The organism is Alcanivorax profundi, from assembly GCF_003597125.1.
In the GTDB taxonomy this organism is placed as follows: Bacteria; Pseudomonadota; Gammaproteobacteria; order Pseudomonadales; family Alcanivoracaceae; genus Alcanivorax; species Alcanivorax profundi.
Window position 1 is genome coordinate 685,242 of the sequence record NZ_QYYA01000001.1, and the last position, 19,029, is coordinate 704,270.

The following is a 19,029-nucleotide window of genomic DNA, read 5'->3' on the forward strand; positions in this document are numbered from 1 at the left end:
AAGTGGGCTTTTCTTTAGCTTGGCCGGAATGCTGTCAGCTCGGGAAATGCCATGAACAGTCACCTTCAGTCACGCCGAATTTCTGCCGTCTGGCAGCAGGGAATGGCCCGCCGCCGTTTTCTGAAACTCGGTCTTTTCGGGGTTGCAGGTGTGGCTGCTGTGGCGGCGGGTGGCTTTGCGCTACTGCGCCGTTCTCCCCTGGACGACCAGCCAGTCCCCCCGTGGGCCACCGGCTTGTCTGCTGCCGAATTTCATCTGTTCGAACGTGCTCGCCAGGCCTTGCTGCCGGTGACTGGCACCGCCCTTGTTCACAGCGACAAGGTACCGGTAGTGCAGAACGTTCAACAGACCCTCAGCTATCTTGATCCTGTAACCCGCAAGGAACTGGGCACCGGCCTGGGACTTTTCGATAACGCGGCAGTGTTCAGTCATGGCTGTCGTTTTGTGGATCTTGACGACGCTCAGGCCTGTGAATTTTTCGACCGTTGGGGGGAGGGCAGTGTCATTCAGCGAACTCTGGCGACGGTCATCAAACAGCTGGTCTACAGCGCCTACTGGCAGGAGGAGGCCACTTGGGCGCCGGTTGAGTTCGATGGTCCGGTCAGTGACCGCTGGGGGCTGCCTTATCTGGGCAATGCGCCTATGCCTGAGTCACCCAACATGGCCTCAACGCTGTCTGAGGGGGATAACGCATGAGTGAAGTGAAGTGGCAGGCCTCGGGCCTGAAGGTCCACGAAGCCAGCGACGTGACGGAATCGCATCTTGAGTTACAGGCCGATGTGGTGGTGGTGGGCTCGGGCGCCGGAGGGGCGGTGGCCGCCTATGAGCTGGCACGTAAAGGCAAGAAGGTCATCGTGCTGGAAGCAGGCCCCTACGTGCCCTCACAGGACTTTACTGAAAAATTCACCAACAGCCTGGAAACCCTTTATCAAGACCATGGTGGTCAGACCAACAGCAGCGGTGACCTGTTGGTGCTGCAGGGTGCCTGTGTGGGCGGCTCTACGGTGGTGAATGGTTGCGTATGCTTTCGCACCCCGGATTTCATCCTGGAGGACTGGCAGCGGGACTTCGGGCTCGATGAGCTGACGCGGGACGAACTGGCGCCTTATTTCGATGAGGTCGAGAAGAATCTGTCGGTGCACGACAACGGCCCCCACGAGATAGCCCGCCATGGCTGGTTGATCCGTGCCGGCGCGAACAAGCTTGGCTGGTCGGTCAAACCGTTGAAACGCAATATTCGCGAGTGTGGCCTGACGGGGCATTGCCTGTCTGGCTGCAAGACAGAGCGCAAGCAATCGATGCTGGTCACCTATCTCCCGTGGGCGGTTGCCCATGGTGCGAAGATCTATGCCGATACCCGGGTCGAACGCATTCTGGCGGAAGGCGGCGAGGCGACGGGAGTGGAGGCGGTCATTACCCGTCATGATGGCAGTCAGGCTGCCACCCTGCGGGTGACGGCACCTCGCGTGGTACTGGCGGCGGGGGCTGTGCAGTCACCGATCCTGCTGCTCAAGAGCGGGCTGGCCAACCGTTCAGACATGGTGGGACGAAATTTTGCCTGCCACCCGTCCTTGCTGGTCGCTGCCCGTTATCCAGAACCTGTCCACCCCTGGCGTGGGGCCTTGCTCGGGGTCTATGTGGATGAGTTTGAGCACCCTGACAAGGGGGGCTTTGTCCTGGAGGATGGTGGTTTCGGGCTGGTGGAAATGTCGATGCTGGCCGAGCCGGGCAGTGGGGCGCCATTCATGGATTACATGGCCAATGCCAAATATCTGGCCGGCTTGGTTACCCTGATTCATGATCACAATGTTGGCCGTATCGAATGGGATGGCGAGAAAAAGAAAATTGATTACCAGCTCAGTGACATGGACTTTCCGTCCATGCAGCGTGCTATCAAGGCCGCGGCGCGCCTGCATCTGGCATCCGGCGCCACGGAAGTCTATGTGCCGGCCAGCGACAAACGTGTGATTCGTAATGAGGGCGATATCGACAGGGAAGTGGGCGGGCTCGAAAACCTGCCACAGCACCTGAGAATGGTGAGTTACCACCCGCAGGGGACCTGTCGGATGGGGGCAGACCCTGAGCAGAGCGTGGTCAAGGCCAACGGTGAGACCCATGACGTGAGAGGGCTCTATGTGGCCGATGCCAGCCTGCTGCCGACCTCGATCATCGTCAATCCCCAGATAACGGTATACGCCCTGGCTACCCGGATTGCCCGCCATATGGCCTGATTCCTCAAGGCCGGACCCAAATGACCTGCCGCGTTGGCGGTAGCGTCATTGCGGGCTTTGGCGTTTGTTACGGTTTGTTATAGACTCTGAATCTGTTACCGCTCCACCAATAACAACAAGGGCCCGGATGATGGCCTGCCCAGGAGAGGGTGTTGATGAAGAACAATAACCGTGCGCGTATGCCCGGCTACCTGGCCGGTCTCGAGCCACTAAGCCGTCGTGGTTTTCTGCGCACTTCGGTGCTTGCCGGTGCGGCCTTGTCCAGCGGCTGTTCCAGCCTGTTCGGTCGCCGAGAGGCGCCTGAGACCCTCCAGTACCATAGCCTGACTCCGGATGAAGTCGAGGTAATTACCCGCCTCACGGAAGTCATGCTTCCCGCGGAAAGCTATGGGCTGCCTTCCAGCACGACGGTGGTTCCCACGGTCGAAAACATCGACATGATGGCCCAACGTCTACCCAAGCAGACCCGGGACCTGATGGGGCTTGGCATCTGGGTGTTCAACAATCGGCCCATGGTCAGCTTCAAGTTCAGCAAATTCACTTCTCTGTCGGACGAAAAAGCCCTGGCATACGTCGATGCAATGCAGGAAGGCACCTTCTTTGAGCGTGGCTTGATGACCACCCTCAAGGCGCTGGTGGCGTTGAACTACTGGCGTGATGAGCGCACTTGGCCTGGCCTGGAGTATCACGGCCCGGTAACCGAGATGTGGGGTGTTCGTCGATTGGGCAATGCGCCCTTGCCGCGAGCCTGAGAGGGGGATTTATGGCTTTTGTACGCGTTCCTAGGGATGGTGTGCCGGTTACCCAGGCAAAAGATGTGGCACTGGATGCCAGCCTTGGTAAACAGTTCACCCTGAAAACCGATGTGGTGGTTGTGGGGTCCGGCGCGGCTGGGGCGACAGTGGCTTATGAAATGGCCAAGGCCGGTCGGGATGTGTTGGTGCTGGAGTCAGGCCGTTACTATCCCAGCTCCCAGTTTACCGAGCACCTTGGCGACACCATGACCAAGATCTACCAGGATCAGGTCGGTCAGGTAAACACCACTGCAGATATCATTTTTGTACAGGGTGCCTGTGTCGGTGGTTCCACCGTGATTGGCGCCTGCGTGATGGAAGAACCGGGTGATAAGGTTCTGGATGGTTGGGCGGAGAAATACGGGCTTGAAAACCTGTCTGCCAAAAATTTTCGACCCTATCTTGATACCGTAGCGGATCAGTTACAGATTCATACCAACGAAGCTCATGAAATCAATGCCTGCGCCCACAAGGTGATTCAGGGCTGCGAGAAAATGCAGTTTTCCTGGAAGCCTGCCCAGCGCAATGTCAAACAATGTGCGCTGACAGGACATTGCCTCGCTGGCTGTCCTTCGGACCGGAAGATGAGCTCCCTGGTGACTCATCTGCCCTGGGCGGCAGCCTACGGCGCCAGAATTTTCTCGGATACCGAAGTGGTGCGGGTACGGATGCTGGATGGTCGCGCCCGTGGCGTGGAGGCTCGCATTACGGATCCTGATAGTGGTGCGGAAGTGGCGACCATGAATGTCGATGCCGACATGGTCGTGCTCGCAGCCGGTGCTATTCATACCCCTTTGATTTTGCAGCGTAGTCAGGTCAAGGACCGTAGTGGCCAGCTGGGCCGTAACCTGGCGATTCAACCCTTTACCCAGGTGCTGGGCAAGTTCAAGGAACCCCTTTATGGTTTCCGTGGTGCTCTGGTAGGGGTGCAGGTCGATGAATTTACCCACACTGATGGCTATACCATTTTTTCCGGTCTTGCCGAGCCTGAATCCCTGTTGGCACAGGGAGATATGAAGGCGGGTAAAGCGCACATGGAGTTCATGAAAGACTACAAGTACTACGCTGGCGTGAATGCCTTTAGCCGGGATTTGGGGCAGGGGTACGTGCAATGGGACGGTGACCCTTACACCGGGGACAAAACCATTCACTGGAACCCCAGCCGCGAAGAGTTCGAAAACATGAAGGCTTCAGCCGCATTGGCGGCCCGGATTTTCTTTTCCGGGGGGGCGGAAAAAGTTTTCTTACCGACCTTTCAAAGCCTGGAGGCGAATTCGGTGTTTGAGCTGGATGCCAAGATGGATGAGGTGGATTACGGGATCAAGGGGTTATATACCTTCCGCAGTAATAGCTTTAGCCCCCATGGCACTTGCCGTATGGGGGCAGACCCCTATCAGTCAGTGGTGTCCCCTACCGGCGAACTGCATGATACCCCGGGGCTATTTGTGGCCGATTCCAGTCTGATTCCGGAGTCAATCAGTGCACCAATCCAGTGGACGGTTCAGGCTCTGGCGAAATACGTGAGTGACCAGATCAACGACAACGCCGCCAATTATTTTATTGGCTGACAGGTCTTGGTGTTTTGTCTGGAAAAGGCGAACCGTGGGGTTCGCTTTTTTTTGCTTCATCACGGGTTAGGGGGCAGCTGGCTGTCCGGCGTCCTACCCCTAACCCGCGATCCTCTTCTCTCCCTCCACCAACCCGTAGGAGCGTCGCTGGCGGCGCGTACCCCATTGGGTATTGAGGAAAAGACGGTTTAACCGCTGTGTGTTCTGCGATCTCAGTGATGATTCTCTTTGCGGATGTCCAAAACCGAACGGGGGGTGGCGATGCCTGTGACACCAGCGTCACCATTCCCTCAAATGACGTGATCCGCCGCCATGGTGGCGACATTTGCCCCGTAGGGCTGTGCTAGCATATGGCATCCATCTTTCAGGGAGTTATGCGTCATGATGGGCTTCGAATTCGCCACAACACACCGGGTTCTTGTCGAGGCTGGTGCGGCAGGCCGTTTGCCACAACTGTGTGCTGAGAAAGGCGCGTCCCGCGTGCTGCTGGTGACCGATCCCGGTATCCGCAGCACGCCATTGCTAGACCCGGTAGAAGAGAGTTTTGCCAGGGCGGGGATGCCGCTGTTCATCTACGATGAGGTGAGTGCTGACCCGGCTGATAGTATCGTGCGGGATGCTACAGACTGCGCGCGGGATAATGGCGCCGATCTGGTGATCGGCTTTGGCGGTGGTTCGTCCATGGACGTGGCCAAGCTTGTGGCCCTGTTAGCTCACCCGGATGCTACTCAGTCGCTGGCAGACATCTACGGCGTGGGACTGGCGACAGGCCCACGGCTTCCCTTGTTTCAGGTGCCAACCACTGCTGGCACGGGCTCAGAGGTTACGCCGGTGGCCATCGTTACCACTGGAGAAACCACCAAGGCCGGGGTGGTTGCTCCCTCGCTGCTTCCGGATCTGGCAGTACTGGATGCGGAGCTGACGCTCGGCCTGCCGCCGCATGTGACCGCTGCCACCGGTGTGGATGCCATGGTGCATGCCATTGAGGCCTACACCAGCGCCCACAAAAAGAATCCCTATTCCGATATGCTGGCACGGGAAGCCCTGCGCTTGCTCGGAGCCAATCTGGTTACCGCGGTGAAAGATGGCAGCAATCTCCCTGCTCGTGAAGCATGCCTTTTGGGTGCCATGATGGCCGGGCAGGCCTTTGCCAATGCGCCGGTGGCGGCAGTGCATGCACTGGCCTATCCGCTGGGTGGGCATTTCCATATTCCCCATGGCTTGAGCAATTCCCTGGTGTTGCCAGAGGTGCTCAAATTCAACGCCATGACTGCGGCGCCGCTGTATGCAGAGCTGGCGCCAATTCTCAGTGATCGGCCATTTGCCGATCATGAAGACGGGGCAGGGGTGCTGATTGCTGCGCTGGAATCGTTGATTGCAGCGGTCGGGCTGCCGGTTCGGCTACGTGATGCCGGGGTCACCGAAGAGAGTCTGGAAACCTTGGCCTCCGACGCCATGCTGCAGCAACGTTTGCTGGTCAATAATCCTCGCGAAGTCACCGAGGCAGATGCCCTCGCTATCTACAAGGCAGTCTATTAATGACAGACAAGCAGTCACGTCCGGCCCGAGAGGAATATGGCTATCTGTGTCCGGTGGATTCCCGCTGGAGCGATAACGATATTTATGGACACATCAACAATGTGGTGTATTACAGCTATTTTGACTCCACCATCAACCGCTATCTGATCGATGAAGGCGGGCTGGATATTCACCAAGGCGAGCATATCGCTTACGTGGTGAGCTCCGGGTGTGATTACCTGGAGGCGGCCGCCTACCCGGAACCGTTGGTGGTGGGGCTGAAAGTGGACAAACTGGGCAACAGTTCTGTGCGCTATGGATTGGCTCTGTTTGGCAACGAAGGCGTGGCAAAGGCCACCGGTTTTGTTGTTCACGTGTTTGTAAACCGTGAGAGCGGCAGGCCGGTGCCAATTCCTGGACCGTTACGCGATGCGCTGACGGCCTTGAGCTGAATCAGTCGGGTTGTTGAACCCAAACCAAAACGCCCTGCATTGCAGGGCGTTTTGGTTTTCATGAAAGCAGGATCAGTTGGGGAAGAAGTTGAGCTTGTAGTCTCCCTTCCAGACCTCCACATTCATGGCGCCGAAGTCCATGCCTTTGGCGACCAGCAGAATACGACGTTCTAATTTCGCGTCATTAAGCTGACTGGATTTTATTTTCACATCGGTAACTTCACCACTCGGCGCAATCACGAGGTGCAGTACCACGGTGCCTTGCAGGGCAGGGTTGCTGCGTAGGGCGCGCTGGTACTGGCTGTTGAATTTGCCCGCATAACGGTCAAATACCCGGCGCAGTTGTTCCTGGGTACGTCGGCTCTTGCCATCGCTTCCCTTGCGGGTAGTGCTGGCCACCTGGCCGGATTGCGCGATCTTGCTGTCAACCTTGGCGCCGCTGCCGACCGTACCTGAGGACAAGGTGCCGCCACCGCCACCACCGCTCGAGGCTTTGGCCACGGCAACGCCCCCAGAGCCACTGCCGGCACGTTTGCCGATCAAGTCGCGTTCAGCCTTGGCTTCGCTGTCGCCCCCGGTTCTGAGGTCGGAACCCGTGGTAACCAGAGGGCCAATATCATCCAGGCCGGCGAGGGAGTCACCGAGGTCCTCTTCGAGCTTGGCGCGGGCGGTTTCCCTGGCCTGATCACGCTCCTTGGGTGTGGTATCAGGTTTGGGTTCCGGCTTCGGCTCTGGCTTAGGCTCAGGCTTGGGTTCTTCCGGCTCGGGTTCTTCCGGTTTTTCCTCTGGCTCGGGTTCGGGCTCAGGTTCAGGAGGTGGTGGTTCTTTTTTCTTCTCCATCACCAACTGGGCGAGCCGCTCTGGAATCTTCTGCTGCTCGCGACGATCCGGCTTCTCGATAGTGACAGATTCCACCAGAATCATCAGGAACAGGGCCAGAATCAACAGGACCAGTACGATGCCGTACAGCCGCCGGTTTTCCCCCTCTTGTTTGTCCCAAGGCAGGGTGCCATCAATGAGGATGCGCAGCATGTTCTTGTTATTCTGCGTCATTCATCTTCCTCCTCTGCCACTTTGAGGACAGCGAAGGCCACCTTGGTATAGGGGGTTTCCATACAGCTACGCATCAACTTCTTGATGACGGCGTAGGGGACTTCACGGTCAGCCAGAATCATGACTTCCCGTTCTTCGTCGGCGCCAGCTCCCAAGCTCTGAGAGGCGCGAAAGTTCAGCTCATCAACCAGTGTTTTGACGGTGCGTTCTTGCTGAGCTTTTACTGCTTCGGTGTCAGCGATTCGCTGCCCCTCTACGATGACATCGTTGGGACTTACCTGAATCGTCAATACCTCACTAGGCAGTTCCTGGGCAATGGACTCCGGGAGCTGGATGTCCTGATTGTCCGGAAGCTTGGCCGCGTTGTTATTGTTCACCAGCAAAAAGATCAACAGGATGGTGAAAATATCCATCAACGAGGTCAGGTTCAGTGTTGCGACCGTCTTGTGCTTGCCATGATGGCGAGCCATACGGCGGGCGCGGGCAGACTTCTTCACGCGTCACCTCCTTTCTGGCCAGCCTTGTCGGCGGGAGCTGAACCAATGCTGATGCTAGGGAACAGTTCCTTCTTGATGGTTTGCCCGTTCATTTTTTCGTTGTATAGCCGCACTGCATCCATGGTGTGAATCATCACCTCGTAGGGCGTGTCATCCTCACAGAGCAGGGTAATGGCCGTCTCGGACGGGAATTTTTTCTTCAGCTGAACCAGATAGTCATGCAGGCCGGACGCATCATGTTCTTCGCCCTTGTTTTGCACGATTTTCAGTACCGCACTGCTCTTGCGGTCTACCACTTCATAGCGGTCACCGTAAATCAGTACTTCCAGTACCAGCTTGTCTTTGTCGTCGTCTTCCGAGGGGGTACTGCTTTCGTTCACCGCGGGCAGGTCGAGCTGCAGGATGGAAACCTGCGCGAAGACCGCGTTGATCAGCAGAAAAGGAATCAGCACTACCATCAGGTTCAAAAAGGCAGTGATGTTCAGTTCCACCTCGGTGTCGTGCGAACGTCGTCTGCGAAATCGCATACCAGATCCTTACACCAGGTTGGCGAATACAGGAACTCGGCTTATTGGCCGTCGTTCTTGCGCTCTTGCTGGGCAGATACCTGGCGGAAGACGTTAACGAATTTCACCGAGGCCATTTCCATGCTGTCGACCAGCTTGCCGGTCATGGAGTTAATGAAGGCGAACGCCAGCAGCATCGGGATCGCAGCGATCAGACCGAAGGCGGTGGTGTTCATGGCAACGGAAATGGACGCGGAGAGCAGGTCTGCCTTTTGCGCCGGGTCGGCACTGGCGACGGCGGTAAAGGCGCTGATCAGACCAAGGATGGTACCCAGCAGGCCAAGAAGAGTAGCGATGTTGGCGAAAGTGGCGATATATGGGGTGCGGGTCTCCAGGCGTGGAATGATCTCCATTAGCCCTTCTTCCATGGCCAGCTCGATATCATCATGACGGCGTGCGGTTTTGGCGCGCTCCAGGCCATAGCCGATGACCTTGGCCATACCGGTATTGCTGCTGCTGACCACGTCCAGCGCCTGACGGAACTGACCTTTGGCAATCAATGGATAAACGTCTTTCCAGGTTTTCTGGTTCTTGGCCTTGGTGGCCTGAAGGTAAATGATACGCTCCAGAGACAGGGCAACACCCAGTGCCAGCACGATCAGGATGGGATACATGAAAAAGCCACCATCCTGAATAAACTGGATGGAGGTTTCGATAATGCCAGAATTCTGTGCGGCAGCAGTGGCAGTGGTGGGCATGGACTTCTCCTGCGGTGTTCCTTGGATGTGTTGTTGTAAATGGCGAACAGCAGTGTATCCAGAGAGTTGGTGCTGACGCCTTCCCCAAAGGGCTAATATTTATCAGAAAAAATGCTTGTCTGCATCTGGTAACTTTGGCTGAAGTGTCGACTAGTCGAGGAACAGACCATCATTATCCGGCTCCTGCGTCAGGAGTTGGTGGTATTCGATTTCGCGCATCAGTACTTCCTGGTCGAGGGGTTCCAGTACACGATTAAGCAAACTGGAGGTGGGATCTTTCTTTTCCAGTTTCACTTCACGGTCTTTCCACGGCACGACGTTCAGCACTGTGGGTGCTTCCTGGGTGCCGATAACATTGGTAGAGGCTCCCTGGTTTTCACTTGCATCGGCAGCATAGGAGGGCAGAGTGCTGAAACTGGCAACGGCAAACAGCGCTGCCAAACCCGCTACTTTGGGGATACCAGAAGCTGTAATGATTGATTTCATCAGTTCACGTCTCCATTGTGCTGACCTGCACCATTACCGGCGACAGGTTGAGCGGAAGGGGCGTCCGGAGCCCGATTTTTCAGGTCCGCAATCCAGTTGGCAACATTGGTGTCGGGTTGCTTTTGCAGATTCTGATAGGCCTGGAAGTGTGTGAGGGCAAGATTCAGATCCTGAAGGTAGAGCTCTCCGAGTACGGCGAGATTGAAGTGTGCCCTGGCGTATTTGGGGTCCAGGGACAGCGCTCGCTGATAATGCATTCGTGAGTCGTCAAACTTTCCCTGTTCACGCAAGGCAAGCCCCAGGCCGTTATGGCAGTAGGGGTTCGCATCATTCACCGTCAGGCAATCACGGAAGGCCTGGTCAGCTTTTTCCCAATCTTCCTTCTGCATGTAAATCAGCGCGACATTCAGTCTGGGACCCGAAAGTTGTGGGTAGCGTTCTGCGAGGGACTGGAACATCACCAGCGCCTGTTGGTCATTACCCGCCATTCGAGTCTGAAGGGCCCGTGCATATTCGCCCATGGCTTGCTGAGCGACTTTTTCCACGGCAGGATCGTGAGGCACCGGAGGAATATGCACTGCATCACTATCCGAAGCGGCACCACCGGCTTTTTGGCCTTCATATCTGCTGGTATTTCCCTGGGCAGTTTCACCGTCCAGACCACCGCCGGTAGTTGCACAGCCAGAAAGCAACAGCGCAGCAGTCAGCCCTGATGCTGTCAGCAGTGATTTGCCGTGATCAGTAAATAATGTCCACATGGTCCTCAACCTGTTCAAACTTCGCATAACGGCCAGGGATCAGTTCGGCGAGGGCGCCAAAACTTTTCTTCACCCATTGGTCGTAGATCTTGTCGGTGACCAGATCCGCATTGGCAATCAAAATATCGATGGCCTGATCCTCGTAGGGTAGTGCCTTGTCTTCCAACAGCATGGTGTACTCTTCAAGCTCAAGTTCATCCAGGCCGTTGGGGCGTTCAGATTCGATCAGATCCTTGGCCAGTACCCGATACATTTCACCGATCTTGTAGTTGGCGGCAGTGGCATACTCCGCCACGCCAATGTCCGCTACAGCCTGATAATCTGCCAGGGCGGTTTTCATGACACCAGTCTTGGCAGCAAGCGATGCTTTCAACGGCTGCTCAAGTTTAATGTTGTTGAACTTCTGGAAGTTTGGTTCCGCAAGCGTAAAGCTGGCATAAGCGGCGAGCCATGCGACCCGATCTGAAGCATTGCTGCCGGCCTCGCGATAGCTCGCGATCAGTTGTCTCAGCCAGTAATTTTCCCGCTCGCTGTTGCCGGTTTTGCGGTTCAGCTCAACCAGTCGGAACTGGGCTTCTGAGCGGAAGTCGTAGGGTTCCGGCCATTCCTGAAGGTACTGTTTATAGAGGGCAATGGATGCGTCCGGCTGGTTGGCGCGGTCTTGCATCTCTGCAGCCTTCCACAGTGCCTGGCGTGATAGTTCAGCATTCTCTGCTTTGTAGTTCGATGCAATCAGTGCCAGCTCACCTGCGGCGGCGGTGTAATTACCCTGCTGCTCATAAGCGACTGCCAGCTTGTCGGGAATGGTGTCGGTCAGCGCGTCACCAGGGTAGCGTTGACGGAACGATTCCAGTACCGGGATCGCATCTGCACTTTTGCCTTGGGCGATGAACACGGTGGCAGCATCGAAATCGGCGTTCTTTCGCACTGCGGCTTCAGGGACAGTCTGACCGACACGAAGGAAAGTGGCGGCGGCAAGATCCATGTTGCCAGCCTGCTGCGCCTGTTCCGCCTGACGATAAATGCTGATCGCCAGTTTTTCTCGATATTGGGCTCGGTCTTCCGGAGTCAGTTCCAGTGCCAGCAGCTTGCCATAGGCAAGCTCTGATACCTTGTAGTTGGCCAGATCAAACTCGCCGTTGGCTATAGTGGCCCAGCCATACATCAGGTGAGCACTGGAAGGTGGCGGCTGGCGGCTAACCAGAATGCCTGCGGTTTTGACGGCGCCTTCAACATCGCCCAGAGCCAGCTGGTCCTCGGCGATGTTCTGCAGGACGTTGGGGACTTCCGGGTGCTGAGGGAAGGTTTGGCCAAACTTTTGAGAACTGGCGATCTTCTGCTGGCGCCATGGCGCTTTTTCTTCTTCCTGAAGCTGCTCACTGGACAGTATCTGCTGATAGGCGATCAGGGCGGAGAACGCAGCGTTGCCAGATTCGGCATAGTCAGGATAGCTGTACGCCGTGCGTTCAAACTCGGTGATGGCTGCTGGGTACTGGTTGGCTGCATAAAGCACATCGGCATAGCGGTGATTCACGTCACCCTGGTTGGTGCTGACGGGCGGAGTCTCCAGGTACTGTTTGTACCACTGCGCCGGTTCCAGGTAGGCATCAGGTTTGCCGGCCTTTTGTGCCAGTACATGGTGGTATTGCGCCAGATCGAGAATGTGGCCTTTCAGCAAGTCAACATACTGTTCGCGAATGTCCGGATGGCGGTTCCAGTAGTCGCTGGTGATGCCATAGTGCTGAACGTATTTTTCTTTGGCTGGGAGGACCAGAGTGGGGAACCCCCCCTTTTGGTACGAATCGATCTGCAAGCTGGAAAATTCAGGGGCCAGCTCAGAATCGGGATAGACATTCACGTACATATCGAAGGTTTCCGCGGCATCGCGGAAACGCTCCTGATTCAGGTATACCTGACCCAGTGTGCGATAGATTTCAGGCTCGTAGTCCCGGCTGCCGTTGCGAGCAAACCATTTGCGTACCGATTCGGCTCCGTCCTGGTTGCTGAAGGCCAGGCTGACGACTCGCTGGGTGTCCTTGAACAGCTTGCCTTCCATACTGGTGTCATCGTCCAGTGCGACATGACCATTCAGGTTATCCAGCAGGGTGAAAAAGCTGTTTTGTGCGTCTTTGTAGTCGCCAAGTTTGTAGTGGCTCCAGCCGTTTTTATAGAGAGCCTGGTTGTAGAATTCGTTGTTCTTGCCGCGACGGATAACATCGGCATACGCCTTCTCAGCGTATTCGAAATCACCTTCAGAGAAGAGTAATTCACCACGACGGAACTGGGATTCCAGTGCCCACTCGCTGTTCGGGTATTGGCTTACCAGAGAATCAAGACTTTCCCGTGCCCGGTCCAGATCTCCGTCCATTGCATAGGCTTTGGAGAGAAGGTAGTAAGCTTCGGCCCGTTGCTCTGGATCATTGGTGTTGCTCAAGAGTTCCTGGTACAGGGAGATGGCTGTGCTGTAATCGACATTTTCGTCAGGAACCGATGGGGCCATGCTGCCGGCAACGTCAAGCAAGGCCAGTTTTCGTTCGGTGTCCTGGGTTGTGTTTACCTGTGCCATGGTGTTGTCATACACCATCTGGTCTATCTGTTGTTCTAGGCGAGCATTTTCTTCTTCTGCAGCATGGAGATCCTGCTCCGTGGCTGATGAAAGAGCCAGGTCAGCCATTCGCCTCAGGGTTTTGGCGCGGCGCTCAGGGTCGTCAAAAAGTTCAGCTGCCTGCCGATAGCTGTCCAGCGCATCCTGCGTGGTAGCATTATCGAGTTGCTGCTCTTCGATAATGATATCTGTGCTTTCCAAATCACCCAGAGTGGTTCCGCCGAACTGTGCCTGCTGTTCAAGAGTGCCGCTTGTAGGCGCGCTGGCACAGCCGGATAGGGTGATGATGGCAGCTGCGAGACCGTGCAGACGAAAACGGTTCACGATGAAGTCCTCTGATTCTTGTCGCCAGAGACAGATGTATCCTGGATGCGAGCAATGGACAGATGCGCTTCGGCTAATTGGTCAGCCAGCTTTTTCTGGTTGGATTGCAGTAACTTCAGGGCATCGTTCTGCATGCTTTTTTCCAGTGCCTCGAGCGTTTTTATCGTTTCTACACGGATCCGTTCGATCCGTTGGTTTTGTGACGCCAGGCGTGCGCCCAGATCGTCACGGGTACGCAGGGTGGCATCCCGTATTTGCTGTTTGACGGCAGCGACGCGCTCTGCAAGTACCTGATTCTGGTCTTGGAGTGTGGCAGCATCTTGAATCTGTTTTTCCCTTTGTTCTACCGACTGGTGGGCAATATCCCACAATAAAAGGCCTCGTACCCGGCGCAGACGCAGGGCATTTTGGTGGCTGGAGCCGGAAATGGTCCCGAATTGACGGGCCAGCCCATCAACTTTGCTCCACATGATCGCCTGTTCAGGGGTGGCAACATGCTGTGGCTCACTCATGTCGACATAGTTGGGAATGTCGCTGGCCAGTTGGTCTGTCGCTACGGAAAGTCGTTCCTGCCGGCGAATCTGTTCAGAAACAGACTGGCGGACGTGAGGCAGGTATTTGTTGAGGCTGCTCTGCTGAATCGCGTAGCTTTCCTGCATGGCGGGAAGCGACCGTTGCCAGTGCTCGACCATGTTCTTGATCTGGTGGATTTGCCGATAATGTTCAAAGCGTTGAGAGAACGCGTTGCTGGAGAACAGTTTGTATAGATACGACAACTCTCCACCAGCAGCCATGTCGTCGCTATTGGCCGGCAGAAAGCCCATTTCGTTGACATCTTCAGGCAACAAATTTTCGGCCCAGCCACTTTCCTGAATGCGATTGATGGCTCGCTGGATGTCTTTCATGGATTCACGATACTGGCTGGCCGCGTACTGATAGCCCGCCAGCGCCTGAGGCATGCCGCCAAGTTCTTCATACGCTCTTGGGGCAAGCATCAGGGCCTCTTGCACGGAGGGGTGGTTGCTGTTTCTTCGCACCGCCTCTAGCCACAGCGGGAGCGCCTTTTTTATGTCACCAGCTCGGTAATTCGCCAATCCCAGCGCAAGCAAGGCATCTTCAGAGAAGGGGCCATCACTGCGAACCTTGCGCAGATCGCTGCGGGCACTCTCCAGATTGCCGTTGCGGATCTCTGTCAATCCCGCTGCCAGTGCTGCCCGATCACGCAAGGCCAGCGCCTGATCCGAATTACCGCCAGCATTGAGGAGTGATTTGAGTAGCTTCAATCCGTCGTCACCATGACCGGCACGAATCATCGCGACGCCCATGTTATAAGTGGCGTAGCGGCCCTCATCCGTATCGACGGGGACGGTGTTCAGGTAGTCCATGGCGCCAATGAAATCCTGTTCAGCCATCAGGATGTTGGCGAGCATGAGTCGGCGGCGGGCTTCGTCAGCAGCTTCCAGTCCCTTGATGTTGTCCCCATCAAGGATCATGGCAGCTTCATCAAGATTGCCTTCGCGGTAGTGGAGTGCCGCCTTGTGAAGCCAGGTCTGAGCGCGGGTCCGGCTGAGAATGTCTTTCTTGAGCAAACGGTTGAAAATGATTTCGGCGTTGCCCGGCAGGCCGTACGTCACGTACAGATCGCCCAGTAGCAATTCTGCGTAATCGGTGTCTTCGTTGAACAGTTCCTGGTGCTGATTGACCAACAACTTGTTGATGGCGTCAAAGTTGGCATGCCGATAGAAATCAAACATGACTTCACCGAAAGCCAGGTAGCGATGCTCTTCTACGCCAAGCGGAATGGGACCCATGTCGATGTCGTCAAAGAATTCGACCTTGGCAGCGTGGGAAGACGAGGCGCCGGCAGCAACGCAAACAGCCAGCAAGCAGGGACGCAAAAATCGAGGGATCATTGCTGATTCCACTCACGGAATTCAAATTTGTGTTGCTGCTTGTTGAGGTCGTCCACCACCTGCATTTCGACCATCTTGCGACCGGCGCCCTTGGTGAAGGTATAGCTGGTGGTTTTCTGGTAGTCCTTGCCGAGTGGGTCGTAGCCGGTGATGGTGGCTTCCAGTACATGACGACCACTGGCCAGATTGCCGGTGTAGAGGCGCTGGATGCCGCCTTTAGTCAGGGCCTCAAATTCCTGATCCGTGTAAAAGTGGTAACCCACATGGTCACCATCAATGGTGAGATTGATATCGACCAGTCGGATAGGGGTGCCCACATCCACCGAAACAAAAATATTGGTTTGCGGAGACGCGTAAACCAGCTCCCTTTCCAGTAGTGTCAGGTCCCGATTGAGGTCCAGCGCTTCATTTTTGAGCTGGCGGATTTGCTCGGAAAGACCCTCGTCATTATTGGCCACGGCAAAGGAAGACAGACCCAGAACCAGGGCGCCGCAAAAAGGCAGGAATGCTTTCATGGGATAGCTATCGCTTCATTTGTTGTTATTAGCCGGGATTTCTTCGGCAGCTATACCGATAGTTGTAATCAGAAGAATGGCTTAAATCAAGGACGAACGTCGGTCATTATTGGCCTTCAAGCAATATTTGCTGGCTTCTATTGTCAAGCTGGAGGGGCTCGGGGATGCGAAAACCTGACTAAATGTGGCGATATTGGTTCTAAATGAGCTTAAAATTCGATATCCAGGGTGAATTGCTGGGTATCGTCCTGGTGCCTCTGGCTGCGCCGAGAATGGTTAATCAGGCTGGAGCTGGCACTGAAACAGGGGTTCTCGGCATCACAGGAGCCGGGTTGCGAAAAGTGCGCAGCCGGCGCTGTTTGCCACGGACTGTTATCATGCTGCGGCGCAGCGGCGCTACGATGTTACCTGGTTGCCATTATCTCTTCGTGAGTTTCGTCGTTCACTGCGAGAGGGGCAAAGGCCTGTCCAGGTGTCCTTGCCAAGTTCAAACTGTTTCGCGACCGTCATGCCAATGCACTTTTGAGAGGGACGGACGCTTTGGGGAAACAATGAAGATCATTGCAGATGCCAATATGCCCGGGCTTGAGCCCTTTGAGGCGCTTGGGCGTGTCGAACAACACGAGGGGAGGCGGCTGCGGCGAGAGCAACTGGTGGATGCGGATGTCTTGCTGGTTCGATCTGTTACTCGTGTTGATCAGGCCCTGTTATCTGATACCCGGGTGCGTTTTGTGGGGTCAGCCACGATAGGCACAGACCATATTGATCAGGCGTGGCTGGCATCTCAAGGCATTATGTTTGCCCATGCTCCGGGCTGTAACGCCAGGGCGGTAGCAGAGTATGTGCTCCAATCGGTGCTATTACTGTGCAAGAAACGCCAGTGCAGCCCTGTGGGTCTGAGTGCCGGGATTGTGGGAATGGGCAATGTTGGCGGGCGAGTGGTCGACTGGCTTCGCGCACTGGGTATGACGATACGGGTTTGCGACCCTCTGTTGGCAAGAAAAGGTGTGGCTGGGCTTGGTACGATCGACGAGGTGCTGGAGTGTGATGTCGTCACGTTGCATGTCCCCCTTACAGAAGCGGGTGAAGACGCGACGGTACATTTGCTGGACAGCAAACGGCTGAGGGCCATGCGCAACAACCAGATGTTGATCAACACATGTCGTGGTGCCGTTGTTGATAATCAGGCATTGCTTGCTTTGCTTGAGCAGGGCAAAGGTCCCATGACGATTCTGGATGTCTGGGAAAGTGAGCCTGTTGTGCCCGAGGCACTGTATCGACAAGTGCAGTACGGATCACCGCATATCGCGGGTTACAGCGTGGAAGGTAAGCTCAAGGGCACTGAGATGCTTCATGGGGCCCTTTGTGACTGGTTGCAAGTAGCACCTGCGGCGCGAGCCAACGTGCTGTCAAAGCCTTTTATGGACCTGCCAGTGAGCAGCGAGGACGACTTACTATCTCTGCTTCAGGCTGCCTACGACCTGCGCGAAGATCACCGGCGCCTGGGGGATAGCCTTGAACAGGCGGATCCCGCGGCAGCCTTCGATCGTTTACGCAAAGACTATCCGTTGCGGCACGAATTGCATCACTGGCAGCCTCGCGGCGCGGTAGATCCGCAATGGCAGCCTATCTTGTCCCGCTTGTTTGTAACCGCTTGAGGTTATCATCGGCAGGGTAATGGCCGAGGTGCTCCAGGCGTTTGCAAGCCTGCTGGATCATGGCCTCGGTGATGGGCACTTCACAGTCGTTATCATCAATGATTGCGGCGCCATTAAAGGTGCTTTCAGGGTGTGGCTGTTGCAAGTTCATGGCGAATCCCCTGGTGCGTAATCTCTTAAAATGTATACGTGGCAGCCTGCTGCCGGCAACGTCATTTTTGTATCGGGATATGATCCTTTTATGAAAGCTGAGCATGGTCTTTGTCTGGGAGTACTGGTGAACCCTTATGCCGGACTGGGTGGCAGTGTGGCGCTGAAAGGGAGTGATGGCATAGCGACCAGAGAGGAAGCGCTGCGTCGCGGTGCCATTGCCCAGGCGCCAGCGCGCATGGCGCGGGCGTTGAGCGCCTTGAAAGAGGTAGGCGAACTTCGCGTCCTGACCTGGGCCGGGGATATGGGGGAAAGCAGTTGTCAGATAGCGGGTGTTGCCTGTGAGGTGGTGGGCCAATCGATCATGCCCAGTTCCCCCGAGGATACCTGTCATGCGGCAACGGCCCTTGAGAAGGCAGGCGCAGAACTGATCCTGTTCGCAGGCGGTGACGGCACAGCAAGGGATCTTGTGGATGCCCTGGGTACGCGACTACCGGTGCTGGGTGTGCCAGCAGGGTGCAAGATGCATTCGGCGGTCTACGCTATCAATCCTGAAGCCGCCGGCGCGCTGTTGGCGAAACTGGCTGCCGGGGAGCTGGTGGCGTTGCAGCCCGCAGAAGTGCGGGATATTGATGAAGTCGCTTTCCGGGACGGGGTCGTACGTGCCCGTCACTATGGGGAATTACAGGTGCCGGCGGAAGCGCGTTATCTGCAGCAGGTCAAATGTGGAGGGCGTGAGGTCGAGGACCTGGTGGTCACTGAGGCTGCCGCGTGGGTGGCTGATTCACTCGAGGCTGATACCTGGTATCTGATGGGGTCCGGGTCCACAGTGGCGGTCGTTATGGAGCAGTTGGGGCTGGAGAACACGCTGCTGGGTGTGGATGTCGTTTACAATCATGAAGTCGTCAGGTCGGATGCAAGTGCCAGTGAGTTGCTCGCACTCATTGGTGATCAGCCAGCCAAAGCGGTCATTACCGTCATTGGGGGGCAGGGGCACTTGTTTGGGCGAGGAAACCAGCAGTTCAGCCCGGCGCTGATTCGCCGTCTTGGCAAGGACAATATCCAGATTCTGGCCACACGTACAAAATTACAAACCCTGGAAGGGCGCCCGCTTGTGGTGGATACCGGCGATCCGTTACTGGATCGGGCATTGTGCGGGTTGTGGCCTGTTACCACGGGTTATGAAGATCAGATCTTGTATCGGGTAGCGGCGGATGGGGGCAGTGAATAGTGAACAGTGGCA

At 56.1% G+C, this 19,029-nt stretch carries 18 protein-coding genes; 8 read left to right on the forward strand and 10 right to left on the reverse strand.

Annotated elements, in window-relative coordinates:
* The first annotated feature begins 51 nt into the window (after nt 1-51).
* The 6 genes from D4A39_RS03200 (at nt 52) to D4A39_RS03225 (ending at nt 6,563) form a co-directional block, all read left to right on the forward strand.
* Nucleotides 52-696: a hypothetical protein gene (locus D4A39_RS03200; protein ID WP_022984295.1), complete on the forward strand. Its 645-nt coding sequence runs from the start codon at nt 52-54 to the stop codon at nt 694-696.
* Nucleotides 693-2,231, forward strand: a complete 1,539-nt coding sequence (locus tag D4A39_RS03205) for a GMC family oxidoreductase (RefSeq protein WP_022984296.1) — start codon at nt 693-695, stop codon at nt 2,229-2,231. The genes D4A39_RS03200 and D4A39_RS03205 overlap by 4 nt, the downstream gene beginning before the upstream one ends.
* A gap of 155 nt (nt 2,232-2,386) precedes the next feature.
* A complete protein-coding gene (locus tag D4A39_RS03210) occupies nt 2,387-2,983 on the forward strand; it encodes a gluconate 2-dehydrogenase subunit 3 family protein (protein ID WP_022984297.1) in 597 nt (198 codons plus the stop codon).
* An 11-nt stretch (nt 2,984-2,994) separates the two neighbouring features.
* Nucleotides 2,995-4,593 carry an FAD-dependent oxidoreductase gene (locus tag D4A39_RS03215; protein ID WP_031225986.1) on the forward strand — a complete coding sequence of 533 codons (1,599 nt, stop codon included), beginning with the start codon at nt 2,995-2,997 and terminating at the stop codon, nt 4,591-4,593.
* Nucleotides 4,594-4,974: 381 nt separating this feature from the next.
* Nucleotides 4,975-6,132: an iron-containing alcohol dehydrogenase gene (locus tag D4A39_RS03220; protein ID WP_022984299.1), complete on the forward strand. Its 1,158-nt coding sequence runs from the start codon at nt 4,975-4,977 to the stop codon at nt 6,130-6,132.
* On the forward strand, nt 6,132-6,563 hold the full coding sequence (locus tag D4A39_RS03225) for an acyl-CoA thioesterase (protein ID WP_022984300.1): 432 nt from the start codon (nt 6,132-6,134) through the stop codon (nt 6,561-6,563). The genes D4A39_RS03220 and D4A39_RS03225 overlap by 1 nt, the downstream gene beginning before the upstream one ends.
* A gap of 72 nt (nt 6,564-6,635) precedes the next feature.
* Here D4A39_RS03225 and D4A39_RS17615 read toward each other — a convergent pair whose 3' ends face one another.
* From D4A39_RS17615 to D4A39_RS03275, 9 genes are all read right to left on the reverse strand, one after another.
* On the reverse strand, nt 6,636-7,616 hold the full coding sequence (locus D4A39_RS17615) for an AgmX/PglI C-terminal domain-containing protein (protein ID WP_147393875.1): 981 nt from the start codon (nt 7,614-7,616) through the stop codon (nt 6,636-6,638).
* Entirely contained in the window at nt 7,613-8,113 is a 501-nt protein-coding gene (locus tag D4A39_RS03240) for an ExbD/TolR family protein (RefSeq protein WP_022984302.1), read from the reverse strand. The genes D4A39_RS17615 and D4A39_RS03240 overlap by 4 nt, the downstream gene beginning before the upstream one ends.
* Nucleotides 8,110-8,640 (reverse strand): ExbD/TolR family protein, encoded by a 531-nt coding sequence (locus D4A39_RS03245; protein ID WP_022984303.1) that lies wholly within the window; start codon nt 8,638-8,640, stop codon nt 8,110-8,112. The genes D4A39_RS03240 and D4A39_RS03245 overlap by 4 nt, the downstream gene beginning before the upstream one ends.
* Nucleotides 8,641-8,681: 41 nt before the next feature.
* Nucleotides 8,682-9,377, reverse strand: a complete 696-nt coding sequence (locus tag D4A39_RS03250; protein WP_022984304.1) for a MotA/TolQ/ExbB proton channel family protein — start codon at nt 9,375-9,377, stop codon at nt 8,682-8,684.
* A gap of 150 nt (nt 9,378-9,527) precedes the next feature.
* On the reverse strand, nt 9,528-9,863 hold the full coding sequence (locus D4A39_RS03255) for a hypothetical protein (RefSeq protein ID WP_022984305.1): 336 nt from the start codon (nt 9,861-9,863) through the stop codon (nt 9,528-9,530).
* Complete coding sequence (locus D4A39_RS03260) at nt 9,863-10,621, reverse strand: tetratricopeptide repeat protein (RefSeq protein ID WP_022984306.1); 759 nt, start codon at nt 10,619-10,621, stop codon at nt 9,863-9,865. Before D4A39_RS03260 ends, D4A39_RS03255 begins: the two co-directional genes overlap by 1 nt.
* The gene (locus D4A39_RS03265) at nt 10,602-13,550 is read right to left on the reverse strand and encodes a tetratricopeptide repeat protein (RefSeq protein ID WP_022984307.1); all 2,949 of its coding nucleotides are present in this window, start codon (nt 13,548-13,550) and stop codon (nt 10,602-10,604) included. Before D4A39_RS03265 ends, D4A39_RS03260 begins: the two co-directional genes overlap by 20 nt.
* Entirely contained in the window at nt 13,547-15,463 is a 1,917-nt protein-coding gene (locus D4A39_RS03270; RefSeq protein WP_022984308.1) for a tetratricopeptide repeat protein, read from the reverse strand. The genes D4A39_RS03265 and D4A39_RS03270 overlap by 4 nt, the downstream gene beginning before the upstream one ends.
* The gene (locus tag D4A39_RS03275) at nt 15,460-15,978 is read right to left on the reverse strand and encodes a hypothetical protein (protein ID WP_022984309.1); all 519 of its coding nucleotides are present in this window, start codon (nt 15,976-15,978) and stop codon (nt 15,460-15,462) included. Before D4A39_RS03275 ends, D4A39_RS03270 begins: the two co-directional genes overlap by 4 nt.
* Nucleotides 15,979-16,529: 551 nt before the next feature.
* Here D4A39_RS03275 and D4A39_RS03280 point away from each other — a divergent pair.
* The gene (locus D4A39_RS03280) at nt 16,530-17,636 is read left to right on the forward strand and encodes a 4-phosphoerythronate dehydrogenase (protein ID WP_022984310.1); all 1,107 of its coding nucleotides are present in this window, start codon (nt 16,530-16,532) and stop codon (nt 17,634-17,636) included.
* On the opposite strand, the gene D4A39_RS18215 is transcribed toward D4A39_RS03280, so the two are convergent.
* The gene (locus D4A39_RS18215) at nt 17,605-17,892 is read right to left on the reverse strand and encodes a PA1571 family protein (protein WP_368731512.1); all 288 of its coding nucleotides are present in this window, start codon (nt 17,890-17,892) and stop codon (nt 17,605-17,607) included. The genes D4A39_RS03280 and D4A39_RS18215 overlap by 32 nt on opposite strands.
* On the opposite strand from D4A39_RS18215, the gene D4A39_RS03290 reads away from it, so the two are divergent.
* Nucleotides 17,878-19,017 carry an ATP-NAD kinase family protein gene (locus D4A39_RS03290; RefSeq protein WP_031225992.1) on the forward strand — a complete coding sequence of 380 codons (1,140 nt, stop codon included), beginning with the start codon at nt 17,878-17,880 and terminating at the stop codon, nt 19,015-19,017. The two genes, D4A39_RS18215 and D4A39_RS03290, sit on opposite strands and share 15 nt — an antisense overlap.
* Nucleotides 19,018-19,029: the final 12 nt, after the last annotated feature.

Bases quoted from the DNA above. Each gene is read 5' to 3' on its own strand.
- D4A39_RS03205 (WP_022984296.1), top strand. From the start codon at position 693: ATGAGTGAAGTGAAGTGGCAGGCCTCGGGCCTGAAGGTCCACGAAGCC.
- D4A39_RS03200 (WP_022984295.1), top strand. From the start codon at position 52: ATGAACAGTCACCTTCAGTCACGCCGAATTTCTGCCGTCTGGCAGCAG.
- D4A39_RS03250 (WP_022984304.1), bottom strand. From the start codon at position 9,377: ATGCCCACCACTGCCACTGCTGCCGCACAGAATTCTGGCATTATCGAA.
- D4A39_RS03275 (WP_022984309.1), bottom strand. From the start codon at position 15,978: ATGAAAGCATTCCTGCCTTTTTGCGGCGCCCTGGTTCTGGGTCTGTCT.
- D4A39_RS03245 (WP_022984303.1), bottom strand. From the start codon at position 8,640: ATGCGATTTCGCAGACGACGTTCGCACGACACCGAGGTGGAACTGAAC.
- D4A39_RS03255 (WP_022984305.1), bottom strand. From the start codon at position 9,863: ATGAAATCAATCATTACAGCTTCTGGTATCCCCAAAGTAGCGGGTTTG.
- D4A39_RS03290 (WP_031225992.1), top strand. From the start codon at position 17,878: ATGAAAGCTGAGCATGGTCTTTGTCTGGGAGTACTGGTGAACCCTTAT.
- D4A39_RS03215 (WP_031225986.1), top strand. From the start codon at position 2,995: ATGGCTTTTGTACGCGTTCCTAGGGATGGTGTGCCGGTTACCCAGGCA.
- D4A39_RS03270 (WP_022984308.1), bottom strand. From the start codon at position 15,463: ATGATCCCTCGATTTTTGCGTCCCTGCTTGCTGGCTGTTTGCGTTGCT.
- D4A39_RS03260 (WP_022984306.1), bottom strand. From the start codon at position 10,621: ATGTGGACATTATTTACTGATCACGGCAAATCACTGCTGACAGCATCA.
- D4A39_RS03210 (WP_022984297.1), top strand. From the start codon at position 2,387: ATGAAGAACAATAACCGTGCGCGTATGCCCGGCTACCTGGCCGGTCTC.
- D4A39_RS18215 (WP_368731512.1), bottom strand. From the start codon at position 17,892: ATGCTCAGCTTTCATAAAAGGATCATATCCCGATACAAAAATGACGTT.
- D4A39_RS03280 (WP_022984310.1), top strand. From the start codon at position 16,530: ATGAAGATCATTGCAGATGCCAATATGCCCGGGCTTGAGCCCTTTGAG.
- D4A39_RS03225 (WP_022984300.1), top strand. From the start codon at position 6,132: ATGACAGACAAGCAGTCACGTCCGGCCCGAGAGGAATATGGCTATCTG.
- D4A39_RS03220 (WP_022984299.1), top strand. From the start codon at position 4,975: ATGATGGGCTTCGAATTCGCCACAACACACCGGGTTCTTGTCGAGGCT.
- D4A39_RS17615 (WP_147393875.1), bottom strand. From the start codon at position 7,616: ATGACGCAGAATAACAAGAACATGCTGCGCATCCTCATTGATGGCACC.